Consider the following 18,513-nt stretch of genomic DNA (forward strand, 5'->3'; position numbering starts at 1 on the left):
CCATGGACGCGGTTGAATACGCCACGCTCGAGTGGGTCGACTGGTTCAATCACCGCCGCCTGCTCGAGCCGATCGGAAACATCCCTCCGGCAGAAGCCGAGGCCAACTACTTTGCAGCCCTGAAGGAAAACGCTATCGCTGCATGACTCCAACCAAACAGCCTCCGGGGTTACCGGCGCGGTTCACTTTGCCAGCATCGCTGATCTCTGAGGATCAGGAGGAGCGAGTTTGGCGATGAGGTTCTTTGGGTTACCATTCTTGTCGGGTTCGGTGTCTTCGAAGAGCAGGATGCCCTGCTGGATGATCTCTGAGAAGAAGTATTGTCCGTCCTTGAGCTGACGGTTCACGTCCTGAAGGGTGTGGACAATGATGGAGACGTCGCGCTTGACGAGCGGGTCGCTGTAGAGGCGGTCTTCGACCTCGCCCCAGAAGGCGCTCATTTCGGTGAGGGCTTCATGGCTGACGATGGCCAGGAGGTCGACATCGGAGGCCCGCCCTGACCGGCTGTCCTCGAACCAGGTGCCTTTGGCGAAACTCCCGAACAGGACGAGCTTCAGGAGGCGGTAGCGCTTGGCGCGGGCCTTGACGTCCGCCTTGATGCAGGTTTCCAGCTCCTCGAGGATGACCTCCTGTATGCGGGCAAGTTCAGCCTGCCGGGCAGGGGGGAGGTGATCGAGGCTGGCTTTCAAGGATCCGAACTCTTTTGAGGGCTGGGGCAACGCGCATACTCGGAAATTGAGGGTGCTGTGTCCATTAAAGATTGTGCTGCCGACAAATTGACTCTTGGTACTTAGGCTGTGGACGCGGAGTATCAGAATTGTCGGAGGCTTCCAGCGTGGTGCTCGAAATCGGAGCAACGCTCGATGCTATTGCAGCAACTATCTACGAGCCCGATCCTGAGTGAAGCAATTCAGGGGGGCTGGGTCATTGGGAACAAACGGCAACAGATCACAAAAAAAGCTTCAGCAGGATGGTGACGGCAAGACAGTTGCAGAGCTGGAATTGGAGTGCGAAGGGGTGGCCATCGACGAAGTGGCGGTCCAGGAAGCGTCCCTCGAGGCGGAGCTGGAGGACTTGCGAAAACAACAGGGCGAGGCAGGAGATGTCCGATTTAAGACGCGTCGAGCCTACCAAGTCATCGGTGGCGATGATTCAGCTGCTCATGCTGCCGCCGCCAGGGAAGAGGCGCTGACTGAAATGGCCGAAGCGGCGGAACGGTACGTTAGGGTGAAAACGCCCGCCATCCTGTTGCAATCGGCACTCGACCGCTACCGCCGAGAGAAGCAAGCGATCAGTTATTAAAGTGATGAGCCAGCGTTTCGGGACAACCTGGGCGTAAAGGGAGAACGCCGGCCCGGGGGCGGTTGCCAAGTATGATAGCGAGCGAGACTGTGATCGGATCGTCCCTGGTCAGTTTGAGCGATGACGGGAATCGCGCTTTTGAGTGGAAGAAATCAAAATTCCGGTTACTTCAGGATGCATCACATGCTTCAGCTGTTATTAAGACGATATTTTAGGGGAGACGCTGGCTAACCGCTCCGATTTTCAGCTGACTTCGTGCATTTGCAACGCCAAAGTTTCAAACGGGCGCTCGCATCTCTGCATTTCAGCAGGAAATACCCATTCGATCGGGCAGGATGGCTAGGCTGCCGACCAAGAAACAAAAAAAGGTTTCAGAATATCATGAAAGCGTTCGAGTTCGATCATCATATCATACAGACTTATGAGCGTTTCTCTCGATCATTTGTATCTGTCCGCTCGGCCGATCTTCGTTCTGAAATCGATGCGCAGTACGATGCGGGCCGTTTCTGGCCAGATGCACTCCTTTCCCTGAACCCTCGCTTTTTGTCGGGGCCAACAGTTGATGATCTAGTTGCCTCCGGTGATCTGGATGAAGGTACTGGAAAGGTATTTCGGATTGGCGAGGGGCCGATGCGGTTCCATCGTCACCAGGCTGAAGCGATCGCCAAAGCGAATTCGGGAAGCAGTTTTGTTGTGACGACGGGGACTGGCTCAGGCAAGTCCATGTGCTTCTTTGTCCCTGTTGTTGACGCGGTCATCCGCGCACTTCGTTCCGGAAAGCCCCGCAAAACGCGTGCGATCATCGTTTATCCGATGAACGCCCTGGCAAACAGCCAGATGAAAGAGATCGACAAGTTCATCAGCCAGTCGGGATTGCCCGACAGCCTCAAGCCCGTGGTGAAGCGCTACACCGGTCAGGAGAGCCAGGAAGAGCGTCAAAAAATTGCTGCAAACCCACCCGACATCCTTCTGACCAATTACATGATGGCGGAACTGCTTCTTACCCGGCAGGATGCTCTCGATGCCCAGGTCATCGAGAATGCGACCGGTCTCGAGTTCATCATTCTTGACGAGCTTCATACTTACCGGGGTCGTCAGGGTGCGGACGTTGCCGTGCTCGTGCGACGTCTGCGCGACCGATGCGCGCCAGACAAAGCTCCCATCTGTATTGGGACTTCTGCCACGATGGCGTCAGAAGGATCCGACGAAAGCAGGGCAATCGCGGTGGCGAAGGTCGCAACACGCCTGTTCGGATCGGACATAGGACCTGACGCCGTGATTGACGAATCCCTTCAGCGCGCAACAGACGACAATATTGATCTGGCGCAGGCGAAGGCTGGACTTGCTGACGCGATTTTAAAACCGCTCCCAGCAAAACTGGATGACAGGTTTTTGAAGCGGCATGCACTGGCAGTCTGGGCGGAATTGGAGCTTGGTCTCGATGACGGCCTGGAACTGAAACGGAAGAAGCCTATCCCCTTTGAAGAGGCAGTTGGCCGGCTCTCCGCAGACAGCACAGTTGACCTCGATCAATGTCGTTCGGCGTTAGAAACATTTCTGACCAGAGTCAGCCTGCCGGAAGTTGAGCGCGGAGGAACCGGTAAAAGCGCGTTCCTTGCCTTTAAGCTGCATCGCTTCATTTCCGGCGCCGGCGAAGTTTTCACGACCCTGGCAAACCATCCGCGATCTGTCCTTTTTGAGGGTCAACTCGAAGACCCTGACGCACCGGGTCATCGGCTTTATCCAACGCGGTTCTGCCGCAGCTGCGGTCATGAATATCATGTTGTCACCAAGGTCGAAGAGGGCGGCAGTATCAGGTTTCTACCGCGCAACATCGACGATACGCCGCTAGGGTCGGACGATGAAGGAGACTTGGCGGGATACCTGTGCCCCGTCCCGGCAGATTTGACGGATTTCGCTTTCAGCGGCGAGTTGGACAGCTATCCCGAAAGCTGGCGTGAAGAACGCAACGGCACCGAACGGCTTCGGGCTAATCGCAAGCATCGGGCGCCGGCGTCTCATATTGTCAAGCCGAACGGCGAATACGGTTTGGTCGGAAACGAGTTCTGGTTTATCCCCGGCAAGTTTGCGTTCTGCCTCTGCTGCCTCGACGAGCCAAATCAGGGCATGCGCGAGCGTAGCAAGCTGGCCGGTCTTTCTGGGGAAGGGCGAAGCTCAGCCACGACCCTCCTTGTTTCTAGCGCACTTGAATGGATGAACAAGCCAGATAGCGGCGTTCCAGAAACAAAGCGGAAACTGCTGGGCTTCACCGACAACCGCCAGGACGCAGCCCTGCAATCTGGGCACTTCAATGACTTCCTGTTTGTCAGCCTGCTGAGAGCCGCAATCCTTCGCGCCATCGTCGACGCAGGATCAGAGGGCCTCTCAGAAGACGAGTTTGGCCTCAAGGTTGTCAGGGCGCTCGGCTTCACCTCATCAAACAAGGCAGCCCGCGGACATTGGATGCTGGATCCGGAAGCCGGCACAGTCATTCGTGAAGATGCGCAGCGCGCGTTGGCAAAGGTTCTGGCGCACCGCGTCTGGACTGATCTTCGGCGCGGATGGCGATACACCAACCCAAGTCTTTCTGTCTTGCGCCTGCTCGACGTGCAGTTCGTCGGACTGGATGAAATCGCATCTGATCGCGAGCGGATGATGACAATCCTGCCAGAGCTGGGCGATATGCCGGAAGACGCTCGAGCAGAGCTCCTGAAAAAAGTTCTTGGCTCGATGCTGGAAGGTTTGGCCGTCAACACCGAAGCCCTGGACCTGACGATACTCGACGGCGTTGCGCAAAAATCACGCTCTCTGCTTCGCTCACCTTGGGCCATCGATACCAAAGAAAAGCCACGGGGCAGGTCCTCTTTGCTTTTGCGGGCGCCAGGAAAGGCGTTTGTTGGCCTGCGCGAAGAGCAGACGCTTCTGCGCGCTGGACATAACTCACGCATCGCACGCTTGATAAACAAGAAGACAGTCATCGGCACCAAGCTGAGAAAAGACGACTATCTCGAGTTCTTTGCCCGGTTGCTTGGCGTGCTGGCAGATGAAGGGCTTGTTGTCCCGGTCGAGCTTGACGCCGATCTTGTCGGCTGGCGCCTGACACCTTCAGCTGTAAGATTGGTTCCGGGCGCTGCAGTTCTGGACGAGGCCCAGCGGGGCAATCTCTACTTTCATGGCCTCTACGAATCCATCGGCAAGGATCTTGCCGCAGGCCATAGCGCTTATTGGGGATTGGAAGGCCGAGAGCACACCGCGCAGGTTTCTCAACGGCAACGAGAGTGGCGAGAATGGCGGTTCAGGTATGAAGGCGACGATCAAGAAAATCTAAAGAGCTCCGATTACCGCACCGAGGTGAAGGCGACCGGAGAGTCAGATCAGTTTCTGCCCGCCTTGTTCTGTTCACCGACGATGGAGCTCGGTGTTGATATTTCTGCGCTGAATGCTGTCTATCTGCGAAACGTGCCGCCCACGCCCGCCAACTATGCCCAACGCGCCGGTCGCGCGGGCCGCTCCGGCCAGGCGGCCGTCATCGTTGCCTATTGCGCTTCTGGGTCACCGCATGATCAGTACTTCTTCAATCGGCGCAACGACATGGTTGCCGGCGTCGTTCGCCCTCCCGCGCTCGATATCACCAACGAAGAGCTGGTGCGGTCACATCTGCACGCGGTTTGGCTCGCTGAAACCAAGCTCGCTCTATCTCCTGACATTCCGGAAACGCTGGACCTCACCGCACAGAAATATCCCCTGAAGGAGGACGTGCTCGCCGTCATATCCAAGTCTCAACTTGTGGCGCGCGCGCGCATCCCTATGAAACGTGTTCTCGACCAGATACTCTCTGCGGACGGCGGCGCGCCCCCCGCCTGGATGGGGGATTCAGAAGAGTTCGTGCTCCAGGTGGCGATGAATGCCCCCAAGGAGTTCGACCGCGCGTTCGATCGTTGGCGGGAGCTCTATAACTCAGCCCGCAGCCAGCTGGCGGATGCAAACACCCGCTCTGAGATCGCCGGGCTGTCGGCCGCAGATCGCCGCAAGATAAAGGCCGCCCAGATGCAGGCCAGCGATCAGATTTCGATCCTCGAACAAGGCAAGGCGTCTAACGGCTCCGACTTTTACTCGTATCGCTATCTGGCGACTGAGGGCTTTCTGCCGGGTTATAACTTTCCTCGTCTGCCACTCTACGCATTCGTTCCGGGTGAAGGAACGAGCGGTTCGTTTCTGTCCCGCGCCCGCTTCCTGGCAATCTCGGAATTTGGACCGCGTAGCCTTATCTACCATGAAGGCCGGGCTTACCGCGTCCTCAAGGCAAAGCTCCCTCCCGAAGTTCGTCAAGGCGACGGATCGGAACTGGCGACAAAAGACATATACATCTGCCCGAATTGTGGTGCATGCCACGAGGGGGAGGTTGAGCGTTGCCATGGATGCGACGCGCATATGGCAGGCGAAGTACCGATCAAGCGAACGCTTCGTATCGACAATGTCGAAGCCGCGCCAACTGAGCGCATTACAGCCAATGACGAAGAACGCGTTCGTCAGGGTTTCGATATTCAGACTGTATTCTCCTGGCCCCGCAAAGATGGTCAGATCCAGGTCACGAATGCGGAGTTCATGTGCGAAGGCACTGCACTATTTACCTTCCAGTATGCAAACAGCGCGGAAATCAGTCGCATCAACAAAGGCTTGAAGCGCCGAAAAGACCAGACTGTCTTCGGCTTCAACATAGATCCTCGCACAGGCTATTGGGCCAAGTCAGAGGACGAGGACACCGATGGCGATATCGCGCCCGATGTAGTCAGGCCGGTTCGGATTGTTCCGATCGTCCGTGACCGGAAAAATGCACTCCTCCTGCGCCTCAACAAGCCAGAAGCTTTTGAGTCTCGAACAATAACGACTGTTCAACATGCGCTGATGCGGGGCATTGAGGTCGTCCATCAGCTTGAAGAAGGCGAGATCCTCGGCGAGCCTCTGCCGGCCCGCGACAATCGCCGCGCAATCCTGATATATGAAGCCACAGAGGGCGGCGCAGGTGTGCTGACCCGGCTTATAGATGATCCAGGCGCTATCGGCTTGGTGGCACGCACCGCCCTGGGGCTTATGCATTTTGACAACATCGAAGCTGCGATTGCTGCAGGCGACCCAACCCTTTTGACCGAGAAGGCTGACGAGGCCTGCGTTCGCGGTTGCTACCGATGCCTTCTCTCCTACTTTAACCAGCCAGATCATGAGCAGATTGACCGCAACAGTGCAGAGGTCATTCAGTTGTTGATCGATCTTGCACGCGGAGAGACTGTTCGCGAATTACGCAGCACGCCAGATGAAAAAAACTCGGCCTGGCTTGGTGCGTTCAGCTCTGCAGGCCTGCCTCAAGCAGACACAATGCCTGTGAAGTTCGCCGGGGCTGAAGCCGAGTATGCCTGGCGAACCCATAGCGTTGCTGCAACTAGCGGGGAGGTGACGCCCGCAATGAGCGTAGAGGCGGCGACCAAGGGCTGGGAATTGGTGAGCCTTCCAGAATCGCCCGAGGCCGGCGTTCCGCAGCGACTGACCAAGCTCCTGAAAGGCTAGGACATGACAACAAACTTTGCCCCCGGCGATCTTGTGCGGGCGCGCGGTCGCGAGTGGGTTGCCCTGCCTGCACCGCGCCCTGGCATTCTTGCCTTGCGCCCTTTGTCGGGCAATGAGAATGACGTGGTTGTGCTCAACCCCGCACTCGAATTGACAACCGTCGAGTCCGCAAGGTTCGATCTTCCCAAGCACGCCGCGCCGACCGTGCAGGCAAAGGCAGCGCTTCTGGCAGATGCCCTGCGGCTGACTTTGCGCCGGGGGGCAGGACCATTCCGCTCGGCCGCGCAACTCAGTTTCGAACCCAGAATCTATCAGCTTGTTCCGCTCCTCATGGCGCTTCGGCTTCAGGTGCCGCGTCTACTGATCGCCGACGATGTCGGGATCGGCAAAACCATCGAAGCCGGATTGATCCTCCGGGAACTGATGGACCGAGGCGAGGTCGATGCCTTTTCTGTGCTTTGCCCGCCTCACCTCGTTGATCAATGGATCAAGGAACTGAAGGATCGCTTTGGCATCGATGCTGTCGCCGTAACATCGGGAACAGCAGCGCGGCTCGAGCGCAACCTTCCGCTCGCGCAGACCCTGTTTGATGCATACCCGTACACAGTCGTAAGCCTCGATTACATCAAGGCCGAAAAGCGCCGCGAAGGGTTTGCGCGCGCCTGCCCGGACTTCGTCATTGTTGATGAAGCCCATGCCTGCGTCGGAACGCACAAGGGAAAGCAACAGCGTTTTGAACTGTTGCAGGGGCTAGCAAACGACCCCGAGCGCCGCTTGATCATGCTGACGGCCACGCCGCACTCGGGTGATGAAGAGGCCTTTGCCCGCCTCTTGTCACTGGTGGACCTGGAGTTCGGATCAGTCGATTTCGACAATGCCAGGTACCGGGAGAAGCTCGCGCGGCATTTTGTTCAGAGGCGCCGGGTCGATCTGATCGAAGGGGACTGGGACGAAACCCGCTCATTCCCCAAACACGAGACAGCCGAGTTTGCCTACCGGCTTTCCGGTGACCATCTGGCTTTTCAGGAAGCCGCGCTCGACTACTGCCTGGCAGTTGTATCGAGAGCAGGAAGCCAGAAGAAAGATCAAAGACTGGCATTCTGGGGCACGCTGGCACTGATGCGCTGTATCGGCTCCTCACCGGCCGCAGGGCTCAGCGCGCTGCGCAATCGCGCCGCCAATGAAGCCGAACGCCTTGAGCCTCAAATTTTCGATGAAGACGGAGACGACGAAGATGCGGTCGATCTTGAACCAAACACAATTTTTGCGAGCGACCCAGCGCTCCAGAGCCTGCTGGATCAGGCACGAGACCTGATAAGTTCAAATGACCCAAAGCTTGAGGCGCTGATCAGCGTGCTGAAGCCACTGATCAAAGAAGGCGCGAACCCGGTTGTGTTCTGCCGGTACCTGGCAACGGCGGAATACGTCAAAGACGGACTTCGGAAAGTGTTCTCGAAAGTGAAAGTCGAAGCAGTCACTGGCGAACTGACCCCGGATGAGCGCCGAGACCGGGTCGCGGAGATGGCGGTTGAAGACGGTCAGAAAGCGGTCCAGAGAATCCTGGTAGCCACGGATTGCCTCTCAGAAGGCATCAACCTTCAACAACTTTTTGATACTGTCATCCACTACGATCTCTCCTGGAACCCTACGCGGCACCAACAGAGAGAAGGCCGCGTCGATCGCTTTGGTCAGCCTGCAGAGCTTGTCCGGTCTGTGATGATGTTTTCGCCCGACAGTGCCATCGACGGCGCCGTTCTGGATGTCATACTTCGCAAGGCCACAGAAATTCGAAAAGCAACTGGGGTAACGGTTCCCCTCCCGGTAGAACGCGGCCCGGTTACAGATGCCCTGATGGCGGCGATGATGCTAAAGCGCGGGGGGCAAAAGCAGCTGGCGCTCGACCTGCGTCTTGATGACGGAACAAAGGCCATGGAGGCCCGCTGGCGAGACACAAGCGAAAACGAAAAGAAATCACGCGCCCGTTTCGCCCAGAACGCCATGAAGCCGTCAGAAGTCGCTCCCGAGTGGAAGAAGGTGAAGGACCTCTTGGGATCACCGGAAGATGCATATGCCTTTGTCGAACGTGCCATGTCGAAGTTTGGCGTTCCGCTCGAAAAGAAGCGCTCGATATCCATCGCACATGTGCACGCGCTCCAGGAAAGTCTGAGAGAAAAACTGGGCCAGCGAGGCCTGGAAAAGTCTGTGAAGCTTGCACTGGCTGAGCCCGCGCCGTCCGGCACATCCTTGCTCACGCGAACGCACCCATTGCCCGCCTCTCTCGCCGAAAGCCTTGTCGAAGCCTCTCTCGACCGGGAAGCGATGCCGGACCTTGGCATTGGCCGCGTCGGCGCCTGGCCAACAACAGCGGTTTCCGTGATGACCCGGATTGCCGTCCTGCGTATCCGCTACAAGGTCACCGTGCATTCCCGAAAGGAAAGGCTGCTCCTGGCAGAGGAGGCATCCCTTGTCGCCTTGCAGGGAAATACGATTGTCGCGGTAGGCAATGCCGCCCGTGAATGGCTTCACACCGAAGCCAAGGCTGACCTCGCGCATATCGCTCGGGATCGGCACATTGAGGCGGCCAGCTCGGATTTGCCCGGGATGCTCTCGGGCCCGCTCGCGGTCTATGCCAGTCAGCGCGCCGAAGAACTGGCCAGCGATCATGGGCGCCTTCGAGCGGCAGCCGGATCAGCTCCGCGCGTAAGTGTAGAAGCTGTTTTTCCGCCCGATGTTATCGGACTGTTCACGCTGATACCAGGCGAGGTCTGAGCATGTCCCGAAAACCTGTCACGGACATGTCCGCATGGCCTTCCCTCAGCCTTGAGGGCAATCTGATTGCGCCGGCAATGATTGCAAAGGTGGATCAGCGCTCGGCGCCCGAGCAGGCACCTGAGGATTACTCGGTCCGTAAGGGCCTTACCATCAGGGAAGAGATCTCGACGGCGTTCCGCGTTGGGCAATCTCATTTCGATGCCTTCAGATCGTCCGAAAACCCTTCAGCAGAAGCGACCCGCCGCTTTGTCAAAAACTTCCTGAAAGAGACGTTCGGTTTTTCCGATATCGTAGATGCCAGCGATCCCGTAGCATTCATCGCCGGTGGCCGCGTACCGGTCGTGGTTGTACCGCCTGCTGACGAAAAACTCGACAGGCGGAGTGCATCGCTTTCGTCGGATCGCCCTCGCTCACCTGCCTTTGCTCTGCAGGATTATCTCAACGAGCACGATGAGGCACTTTGGGGGATTGCGACGAACGGCACGCTCATCCGTTTGATGCGGGACAACGCCTCGCTCACGCGTCCGGCGTACATCGAGGCCGATCTCGCGCAGATCTTTGCAAACGAGGACGCAGCGTCCTTTGGCCTTCTTTGGCTCCTGATGCATCGCAGCCGGTTCGGCGGGGAGGGGAGGCCGGCAACCGATTGCCCGCTCGAGCGATGGCGAGAGTCTGGATCTAAAGAAGGCGAAGTTGCCCGAGACCGCCTCGCCGGGCAGGTTCAAATAGCGCTCAAACTTCTGGGGTCGGGTTTCCTGGAGGCCAATCCAGAGCTTTCGAGCAGGCTTAAATCCGGCGAGATCAATCTCACGGATTGGTTCAACGAGCTCCTGCGTCTCGTTTACCGCCTTATCTTCATGATGGTTGCCGAAGATCGCAACCTCCTTCATCCCGAAAAGGCGCCCGCCGAGGCACGCAAGCTGTATGCGGACGGCTACAGTCTCTCGCTCCTGCGCGCCCAATGCTACCGGGCGGTATCATGGGACAGGCATCACGACCGGTACGAAGGCATCAAGATCGTCTTTAGGGCGCTGGGCAGGGGCGAGGACGCGCTCGCGCTGCCTGCGCTGGGTGGCTTGTTCTCGGACGACCGGCTGCCGAACCTGGAGACCGCCCGCCTGCGCAACCGCGCCTTCATGGAGGCACTCTATCGCTTGTCCTGGCTCGCGGACAAAAACGGCATGGTGCCCGTCAACTGGTGCGCCATGGAGACCGAGGAGCTCGGCTCCGTTTACGAATCCCTTCTCGAACTGCAGCCTCAGCTGGGCGATGACGGCAAGACGCTACTGTTCGCCTCTGAGGCCGCCGAACAGAAGGGTAACCAGCGCAAGACCACCGGCTCCTACTACACCCCCGACAGTCTGGTGCAGGCGCTGCTCGACACCGCGCTCGACCCGGTGCTCGACAAGACCGAGGCCGAGGCGGACGATCCCGCCAAGGCGCTGCTGAAGCTCTCGGTCATCGACCCCGCCTGCGGCTCAGGCCACTTCCTGCTGGCCGCCGCCCGCCGCATCGCCACGCGGCTCGCGCGCATACGGGCCGAGGGCACGCCCTCGCTCGCCGACTTCCGCCATGCGTTGCGCGATGTCGCGCGCTGCTGCATCCACGGCGTGGACCGCAACCCGATGGCGGTCGAGCTGACCAAGGTCGCGCTCTGGATCGAGACGGTGGACCCCGGCCTGCCCCTCGGCTTCTTCGACGCGCAGATCCGTTGCGGCGATGCACTGCTGGGGGTGTTCGACCTGCAGGTGCTGCAGGACGGCATTCCCGATGCCGCCTACAAACCGCTGACCGGCGACGACAAGGAAACCGCAAGCATCTACCGCAAAATCAACGCGGCCGCACAGAAAGGCCAAGGCGGGTTTGATTTTGGCGGAGGGCTGAACAAGCTCCCTGAAACAAAGCCGATGGCCGTGGATTTCTCGGGGTTCCGCGACCTTCCCGAAGATTCGCTGGAAGATATCAGCTCAAAGGCCGCGCGGTTTAAAGAACTCCGCAAGAAGCAGGAATTCGTCCGCGCTCGCGCTGCATGTGACCTCTTCATCGCGGCATTTCTTCTGCCCAAGACAGGCGCAGCACCGACGGGCCCATCAGAGCGCACAGTACCGACCACCGAAGAAATCTGGATCGCCCTCAATCAGGGCAAAATCCGAAATGCAATGCTCGATGCTCCGAAAGCTGCTCGTGAGGCCCGGGCGCTCCACTGGCCCTTGGAATTTCCTGATATCATGCAGCGTGGAGGCTTTGATGTCGTCCTCGGCAACCCACCATGGGAACGCGTCAAGCTTCAGGAGCAAGAGTTCTTTGCCCTTCGCGATGCCGAAATCGCCACGGCGAAGAACGCAGCAGCCCGTAAGAAACTCATCGACCAGCTCGACGATACGAACCCGCGCCTTGCGAAAGAATGGCAGGATGCATTGCGGACGGCCGCGACCGAAAGCCATTTCATGCGTGAATCTGGCCGCTTCCCTCGTGGCGGTGTCGGTGACGTAAATACCTATGCGGTATTCACTGATCATTTCTGGCAGCTCACGAAGGCAACAGGATACGCGGGTCTCATTATCCCCACCGGCCTTGTCAGCGGTTTTACCTACCGCGCTTTCCTTGGAGAGCTCCTAAGTACCAAGTCTCTCGTCGCGTTCTATGGTTTCGAGAACGAGGATCTGATTTTCCCGCATATTACCAACAAGGTTAAATTTGGTCTGCTTACGATGGCTGGACGTTCTGTCGGCATCGAACAGCCGTGGTTCACGGCACATATCCGGCAGCCGTCGGAAATCGCCGATCCGGAAAAGCGTTACGCGCTGTCTGTCGACGAGATCAGGGCAATCAATCCGAACACCCTGAACCTCCCGGCCTTCCGCTGGTCGCGCGACGCCAAAGTTACAGCGGCGATCCACATGGCGGCGCCGATCCTTATCGAGAAGGATGGTAATACTATCACGTCCAACCCGTGGGACATAACACTCAAAACACTATTCCATATGTCTGGCGCTTCCGAACATTTTATTGATCACGAGGCAGTGGCCCCATTGATTCAGAGGCGCCAAGGAGCACTCGCAATACTAAGTGACGGCCGCGAGATTTACCCGCTCTATGAGGGGAAAATGTTTTGGCATTTCGATCATCGCTATGGGACCTATGAGGATCAAACCGAGAAGCAGGCGAACAAGGGCGTTTTGCCAAGGGTTAGCGACAAATGTCATCGAGACCCGGACTACCAAATCCAACCACGTTATTGGGTCGACAGTGGGTTAACTCTGTCCGCGCTGGACGAGCAAGCACATCGCGAATGGAGTTTCTCATGGCGGGACGTTGGTCCGTCGGAACGCACTTTTGTTGGAACGGCGATCCCAAGAACCGCTGCCGGCGATACTGCGTACCTGCTCTGTCCGAATAGGCTACCCAAAGAGAACGTAGCACTTGTGGGAGTGCTTGGCTCTTTGGTCTGCGACTATGCAGCCCGGCAAAAATCAAACCGAATGAAATACTTCGTCGTTGAACAGATTCCCGCGCTGGTGCCCGCAGCATTACAAGTGCATCATGTTTTCTTGGATGGCACAGCGTCGAATTGGCTTGCTAACCGCGTTTTGGAACTTTGTTACACAAGCTATGAATTGGGTGGCATGGCCAAAGATATGGACTTTCAAGGTGGTCCATTCCGTTGGAACCCAGAGCGACGAGTGGCGATTCAAGCTGAAATTGATGCAGCCATGCTGCATCTGTACAGCCTCACAAAACAGCAAGCTGAAAACCTTCTCGACTCATTTGCGGTGCTCCGGAAATATGAAGAACGTGACCACAACGAGTTTCGCACCAAACGGCTCGTCTTGGCCGCCTATGACGCCATGGCTAAAGCAAAGGCGGCTGGCACTGCATATGTCTCCCCACTTTCGCCGCCGCCCGCCGACCCAAGTCTGTGCCACGACGCTCCTGCCTCGCAGACTATACCCGCCCGCCGCGCCATCGAACTTCCGCCGCTAGGCCAGTTCCCGGATGCCGTGTGGGCGTGGCCTCAGGACCTTGACGAGCGAGACAGGGTACGGGCACAGCTTCGGGCGGTGGTGGGTGTCCTGCCAGGGCTTTCCGATGCCCGCCGCGTCCGTCTGGCCGCGCTCGCCTGCCTGCAGCCAGGCCTGCTTGATGGCTTCCTGTCGGAAACGGATCGCCTAGAGTGGCAACGTCTCTTGGCGCACTCGACGGGCGCTACCCAACTCGTTCCGCCAACGAACGCAGCTTGGGGCGCGGCCTTCAATGAACTTGTTTCCTCTGCGGTGTTGGATGTTTCATCCGACGGCACACAATGGAGCGCGGGTTCGAGGCTTGATCGATCTACCCTGAATGCAAGCGATCCCGCCGTCGGCCGCGCAATCTACGCATGGTCGAGGCTGGAAGGTCTGGACCTGGATCACGGGCTCGCGCAGGTGTCGGCCGTAATCCTTCCGTTCATCAGGGAGGGTCGCCTTGCAGCCTGATCTGTTTCAGCCATCCGAGATTGAATTCAATCTGCCCGAAGGGCAGCAAGGGCCCCGCCTGTGGGTTCGACGGCTGGCGCTCTGGCGCGATTCTCAGACCCTGCTGCGCGATATCGAGCTTCGGCGCGGGTTCAACATCATTTGGTCGCCCGATCTTTCCGCGAATGGAACAGGCGCAACACCCCATGGGAGCGGCAAGTCGACGCTATGCCGATTCATACGTTACTGCCTTGGGGAACAGCATTTTTCCAATGAAGAACAGCGCTACCTGATGCAGCATAAGTTGCCCAACGGATTTGTTGGTGCAGAGATCATTATTGATGGCGAGTGCTGGGTCGTGACCCGTCCGATCGGCATGAACCTGCCATCCCGTGCCGTACGCGCCGACCGAATAGAGGACACATTCAACCAGCTGCTCGAGGGCACTGAACCATCGACAATCGCGCCGGCGATTTCTGATCGGTTCTGCGCCGGTTATCGCGAGCAGGTGCCTGACAATCTCAAGGCAGATCAAGTGTGGAACGTACTACTCGCATGGCTGACGCGCGACCAAGAGTGCCGACTTGACGATGTATTTGATTGGCGATCAAAACGGTCTGGTTCCGGATCCCCGGCGCAGGAGATTTCTCTTGAAACAAAGCTGACTGTTGTTCGCCTCGCAATGGGAGCTCTGTCTGCAGCAGAGGTTTCAGCGTCTGCTCAGGTGAGAACTCTCACGAGGGAGCGCGACAACCTTCGTCAGAAGTTGGGTCACCTCGACTGGTTTCAGAAACAGAGGTTCTTGGAGCTTTGCGAAAACTTATCATTTCCGAATGATCGGGATCCTTCGGAGGAGACTGTTCGAAAAGAACTCATTGACCGCGCAAATGAGGAGCTGGCGAAGGTCACCGGCAGCGGTCACTCCAAAGGGCGGACGCCGACTGCCGAACTTCAGCAAAAGCGAAAAAAACTTCAAGATGAGCGTAACCGTAGTGCGGAACAGAGAGCTACAACAAGGGCACTTCTGAACAGTCTTCCAAACGAAATCGCCGCTGCACGTACCGAGCAGGGCACGGAACAAGCCCGGTTAGAAACGGGCGTGATCGTCCGATGCACAATTTGCCAAGTGAGCATTGACGAAGTGAAAGCCAACGGCTGCGGGGTCTCACTGCAGCGGTGCAATCTGGAGGAAGTGCGAACCCGGATTGATCGCGCGGAGCAGCGAGTTGCGGATTTGGAGCGGCAGAAGGCAGCACTCCCAGGTGAGGTATCCCGACTTGATGAACAGATCGATCGTTTGGACCGCGAGATCTCAGATATTGACGAAGCCTTCGAGAAACTTGAGACCCAGTTTTCCGACGCTGATAATAAGCTAACGCGAGCACGTGAGCTAGTTAGAGAGGCCACTTGGTTTGATCGACAGTTGAATGAACGCATCGCAGTTAGCGCGCGCATGGAAACCATCGAAGATCAGATTGATAATCTGCGTGACGTGATGCGACTGGAGCGGGAGCGTGCTGCTTTCGCTATCGGCAGTCTTGAGGTCATATTCCAGCAATTGGTCGCAAGTCTCATGCCCCGTGGATGCTCAGGTAAAGTACGGCTGGACGGCAACGGTTTACATACAGAAATCACTCTTGATCGCGGCGTAGGGCTCTCTACGGCCGCCGTAGAGTCATTCAAAATTGTGGCGTTCGATCTGGCGGCAATGCTCCTTTCTGTGAATGGCAAAGCAAGTATGCCTTCATTTCTCATCCATGATAGTCCGCGCGAAGCTGATCTCGATGCCGACATATACGCGAACCTGTTTGATTTCGTTTTGTGGCTCGAAGGAAAGGTAAGTCCTCCACCCTTCCAATATATTATTACCACAACAACAGCGCCCTCTCAGAAGGCGCGCGATCATGAAGCAATGCGTTTGCGGCTTTCATCCACTCCGTCTGAGGCGCGATTGTTCGCCATGGACTTCTAATGCTCGAAATCCCGCAATCCTTCGTCGTCTCAACCGAGTGCAGCAAAGCTGCCGAGCAACACGGCTTTCGCCGTCGAATGGGTGAGGTCGATGGGTGGGCTGCATTCAAGTCGACAACAGCCCAAGGAATGATATGGCTTGCTGCGGCGGCGCCATCGGGGCCGTGGTTTCTCGCATTAGACCATGGCGGCGTAATAGCTGAAGCAAACTTGGAACCTCACCCTTTTCCAGGCCCGGGCATCTCGCGCTTCCGCTTCGAGACGCTTCGTGACCTCTATTCTGTTCTGCCAAAGTTATACCGGCTGGCTGCCAGCCTTCCTGACGCGCCCCTTCTCGCCTTTCAGGAAAAAGTACGCGAGCTTCCGAGAAAGACTGAAGCGGAGCGTCTTCTCGTTCAGCGTATCGGACAGCAGGTGTTTCGCGAAAGTCTCCTTGAGTACTGGAGCGGGGAGTGCCCATTGAGCGGCATCCGCGATACGCCTCTCTTGAGAGCGTCTCATATTGTTCCGTGGAAGGATTGCGCTGATGATGCTGAACGTCTTGACGTTCACAATGGACTTTTGCTGTCAGCACTCTGGGACGCTGCTTTTGACCGTGGCCTCGTCACATTTGCGGATGAAGGCACGCCGATCTTTTCCGCAGTATTGAGCGACAAGGCGCGCGCGCACTTGATTTGGACCAAGCCGATTCAGCTTACACGCGCTCATGTTGAAAAACTTAAATGGCATCGTGTGAAAGTCTTTGAGCAGAATTGACCAGGGCGAGGATCCAAAGACCGTCTTCTGACGGAAATAAGTTTCAGGTGTAGCAATGAATCCATCCGCGTGAACGAGCTGTTCAATAGGCGCTGGACGCATTTGAAGCTGGACCACGATTTCCGCAGTCTGGGCGACCTCTTTGGCCAGCAAGTCTGTTGCCACCAAAAAATTCTTCCTGTTCAGCCGGCGGTGGGCGGACGGCGCGTTTGCCAGAGCGCGGTCACCGCGCAAGGGGGCGGGAATTGATCGTCTCCAATAGTCCGTAGGCGTCCGACCTACAGCTTCCCCTTGCGCCGCGCCCTCATGCGCTCCGGCCAAGCGCCTTTTCGCCGCCCACCTCCGCCTGATGCGGAAGAGAACGGGCGGGAAGGAGACAGACATGACTGACCAACCCATTACCGTTGCACCCCTTGGAACTGCTGGCGCGCCAGCTGTACAGGAGCGGCCCCGCATCTACGTCGCGTGCCTTGCTGCCTACAACAATGGCTGCCTGCACGGTCGTTGGATCGATGCAACCACGCCCGAAGAAATCTGGCGCGAAGTTTCGGCGATGCTGCGCGCCAGCCCGGAGCCCGATGCCGAGGAATGGGCGATCCACGATTACGAAGGCTTCGAAGGCGCACACCTTTCCGAGTACGCCTCGTTCGAGGCAGTGTGCGAGCTTGCCGAGTTCATCGGTGAGTATGGTGAACTTGCTGCCCGCATCTATGGACACTACGGCAATGACCTTGAGCAGGCACGCGCCGCGTTCGAGGACTATGCAGGCGAGTACCGCAGCGCCGCAGACTTCGCCGAAGAGCTTCACACCGAACTCGGCACCGCGATTCCCGAGAGCCTCAGCTACTATATCGACTGGCAGGCACTCGCCAGCGACATGGCGCTGAACGGCGAGATCATGGTGTTCCAGACGGGCTTCGACGAAGTCCATGTCTTCTGGTCGCGGTAGGGGAGGGCGCGGATATGAATCCCGACTCTACCCAGCACCGGTTCACCCTCGAAGAACTGCAGCAGGCGGACGAATGGTCCGAGGGCTTTTGCCTCGCCTGCCGCGCCCCGCGTGACGGCTGCGACTCCAGCCTGAGCTGATTTGCGAACCAGCCTTGCAAGGTTCGGCCGTCGAGTCGGAACTGCCGCTGGGGCACGATGAGGGAATTGATCCGGCGCCTCTTGATCGGAGTGAGGGTGTTCGCCATGCGGTGGCGCTCGACGAGAGCGATGACAGGATGTTGCCGGGGTTCTGATGGTCAAACCGCGCCGCCTCAATATCCGAGTCACCGATAACATGGCGAAGCAGCTCGAGCTCGAGGCGCGTCTGCACGGCGTGTCTATGACGGCGATCATCGAGACGGCGCTCGAGAGGTACTTCGACGACGCTAAGGCTGAAACCCCAGAATTGATCGTGATCCGTCGGCTCGATCGGATGGATCTTCGCCAGGCTTCCATTGAGCGAGATCTGTCCATCAGCCTTGATATGCTTCGGCACTACATTTTCTATTGGTTGACTCGGACCGAGCCCATTCCCGATGGTGACAGAGATGCTGCGCATGCACTCGGGCGCCGCCGAATGGATCATTTTCTGGCGCAAATTGCGCGCAATGGGTCGAGATGAATCGCTCCGGTGAGTCGAGCCGCAGCAGGTAAACCCCAACATTGGCGTGCATTGTTGTTGGCTATTCCTTGCCAGAGAGAGAAT

At 57.7% G+C, this 18,513-nt stretch carries 10 protein-coding genes and 1 pseudogene; 10 read left to right on the forward strand and 1 reads right to left on the reverse strand.

The genetic code is table 11. The features are described 5' to 3' along the window. Nucleotides 1-146, forward strand: a pseudogene (locus BBF93_RS06570) (IS3 family transposase); the annotation flags it as partial. Nucleotides 147-182: 36 nt separating this feature from the next. Here BBF93_RS06570 and BBF93_RS06575 read toward each other — a convergent pair. Beyond that, complete coding sequence (locus tag BBF93_RS06575) at nt 183-689, reverse strand: nucleotidyltransferase domain-containing protein (protein WP_162786439.1); 507 nt, start codon at nt 687-689, stop codon at nt 183-185. A gap of 238 nt (nt 690-927) precedes the next feature. Between BBF93_RS06575 and BBF93_RS06580 the strand changes: the two genes are divergently transcribed. The 9 genes from BBF93_RS06580 to BBF93_RS06615 all read left to right on the forward strand — a co-directional run bounded on the left by BBF93_RS06580 (nt 928) and on the right by BBF93_RS06615 (nt 18,429). Then, on the forward strand, nt 928-1,302 hold the full coding sequence (locus BBF93_RS06580; protein ID WP_233349299.1) for a hypothetical protein: 375 nt from the start codon (nt 928-930) through the stop codon (nt 1,300-1,302). Between the two features lie 381 nt (nt 1,303-1,683). After that, a complete protein-coding gene (locus BBF93_RS06585) occupies nt 1,684-6,864 on the forward strand; it encodes a DEAD/DEAH box helicase (RefSeq protein ID WP_114105378.1) in 5,181 nt (1,726 codons plus the stop codon). Nucleotides 6,865-6,867: 3 nt separating this feature from the next. Next, a complete protein-coding gene (locus BBF93_RS06590) occupies nt 6,868-9,633 on the forward strand; it encodes a DEAD/DEAH box helicase (protein ID WP_114105379.1) in 2,766 nt (921 codons plus the stop codon). Between the two features lie 2 nt (nt 9,634-9,635). Then, nucleotides 9,636-14,111 (forward strand): N-6 DNA methylase, encoded by a 4,476-nt coding sequence (locus BBF93_RS06595; RefSeq protein ID WP_114105380.1) that lies wholly within the window; start codon nt 9,636-9,638, stop codon nt 14,109-14,111. Further along, nucleotides 14,101-16,062 carry a DUF2326 domain-containing protein gene (locus BBF93_RS06600; protein ID WP_114105381.1) on the forward strand — a complete coding sequence of 654 codons (1,962 nt, stop codon included), beginning with the start codon at nt 14,101-14,103 and terminating at the stop codon, nt 16,060-16,062. Before BBF93_RS06595 ends, BBF93_RS06600 begins: the two co-directional genes overlap by 11 nt. After that, complete coding sequence (locus tag BBF93_RS06605) at nt 16,062-16,817, forward strand: HNH endonuclease (RefSeq protein ID WP_114105382.1); 756 nt, start codon at nt 16,062-16,064, stop codon at nt 16,815-16,817. Before BBF93_RS06600 ends, BBF93_RS06605 begins: the two co-directional genes overlap by 1 nt. 382 nt (nt 16,818-17,199) lie before the next feature. Beyond that, on the forward strand, nt 17,200-17,766 hold the full coding sequence (locus tag BBF93_RS06610) for an antirestriction protein ArdA (RefSeq protein ID WP_114105383.1): 567 nt from the start codon (nt 17,200-17,202) through the stop codon (nt 17,764-17,766). 14 nt (nt 17,767-17,780) lie between these two features. Next, complete coding sequence (locus tag BBF93_RS19925; RefSeq protein ID WP_255417587.1) at nt 17,781-17,906, forward strand: hypothetical protein; 126 nt, start codon at nt 17,781-17,783, stop codon at nt 17,904-17,906. A 154-nt stretch (nt 17,907-18,060) separates the two neighbouring features. Further along, nucleotides 18,061-18,429, forward strand: coding sequence for a ribbon-helix-helix protein, CopG family (locus tag BBF93_RS06615; protein WP_114105384.1), 369 nt, complete (start codon nt 18,061-18,063; stop codon nt 18,427-18,429). Nucleotides 18,430-18,513 lie beyond the last annotated feature (84 nt).

This window comes from Hyphomonas sp. CACIAM 19H1 (genome assembly GCF_003325995.1).
Taxonomy (GTDB): Bacteria; Pseudomonadota; Alphaproteobacteria; order Caulobacterales; family Hyphomonadaceae; genus Hyphomonas; species Hyphomonas polymorpha.

What these genes read in the sequence shown, in the direction of transcription:
- BBF93_RS06590 (WP_114105379.1), top strand. Translation starts at nt 6,868, where the DNA reads ATGACAACAAACTTTGCCCCCGGCGATCTTGTGCGGGCGCGCGGTCGC.
- BBF93_RS06610 (WP_114105383.1), top strand. Translation starts at nt 17,200, where the DNA reads ATGACTGACCAACCCATTACCGTTGCACCCCTTGGAACTGCTGGCGCG.
- BBF93_RS06585 (WP_114105378.1), top strand. Translation starts at nt 1,684, where the DNA reads ATGAAAGCGTTCGAGTTCGATCATCATATCATACAGACTTATGAGCGT.
- BBF93_RS06595 (WP_114105380.1), top strand. Translation starts at nt 9,636, where the DNA reads ATGTCCCGAAAACCTGTCACGGACATGTCCGCATGGCCTTCCCTCAGC.
- BBF93_RS19925 (WP_255417587.1), top strand. Translation starts at nt 17,781, where the DNA reads ATGAATCCCGACTCTACCCAGCACCGGTTCACCCTCGAAGAACTGCAG.
- BBF93_RS06605 (WP_114105382.1), top strand. Translation starts at nt 16,062, where the DNA reads ATGCTCGAAATCCCGCAATCCTTCGTCGTCTCAACCGAGTGCAGCAAA.
- BBF93_RS06615 (WP_114105384.1), top strand. Translation starts at nt 18,061, where the DNA reads ATGGTCAAACCGCGCCGCCTCAATATCCGAGTCACCGATAACATGGCG.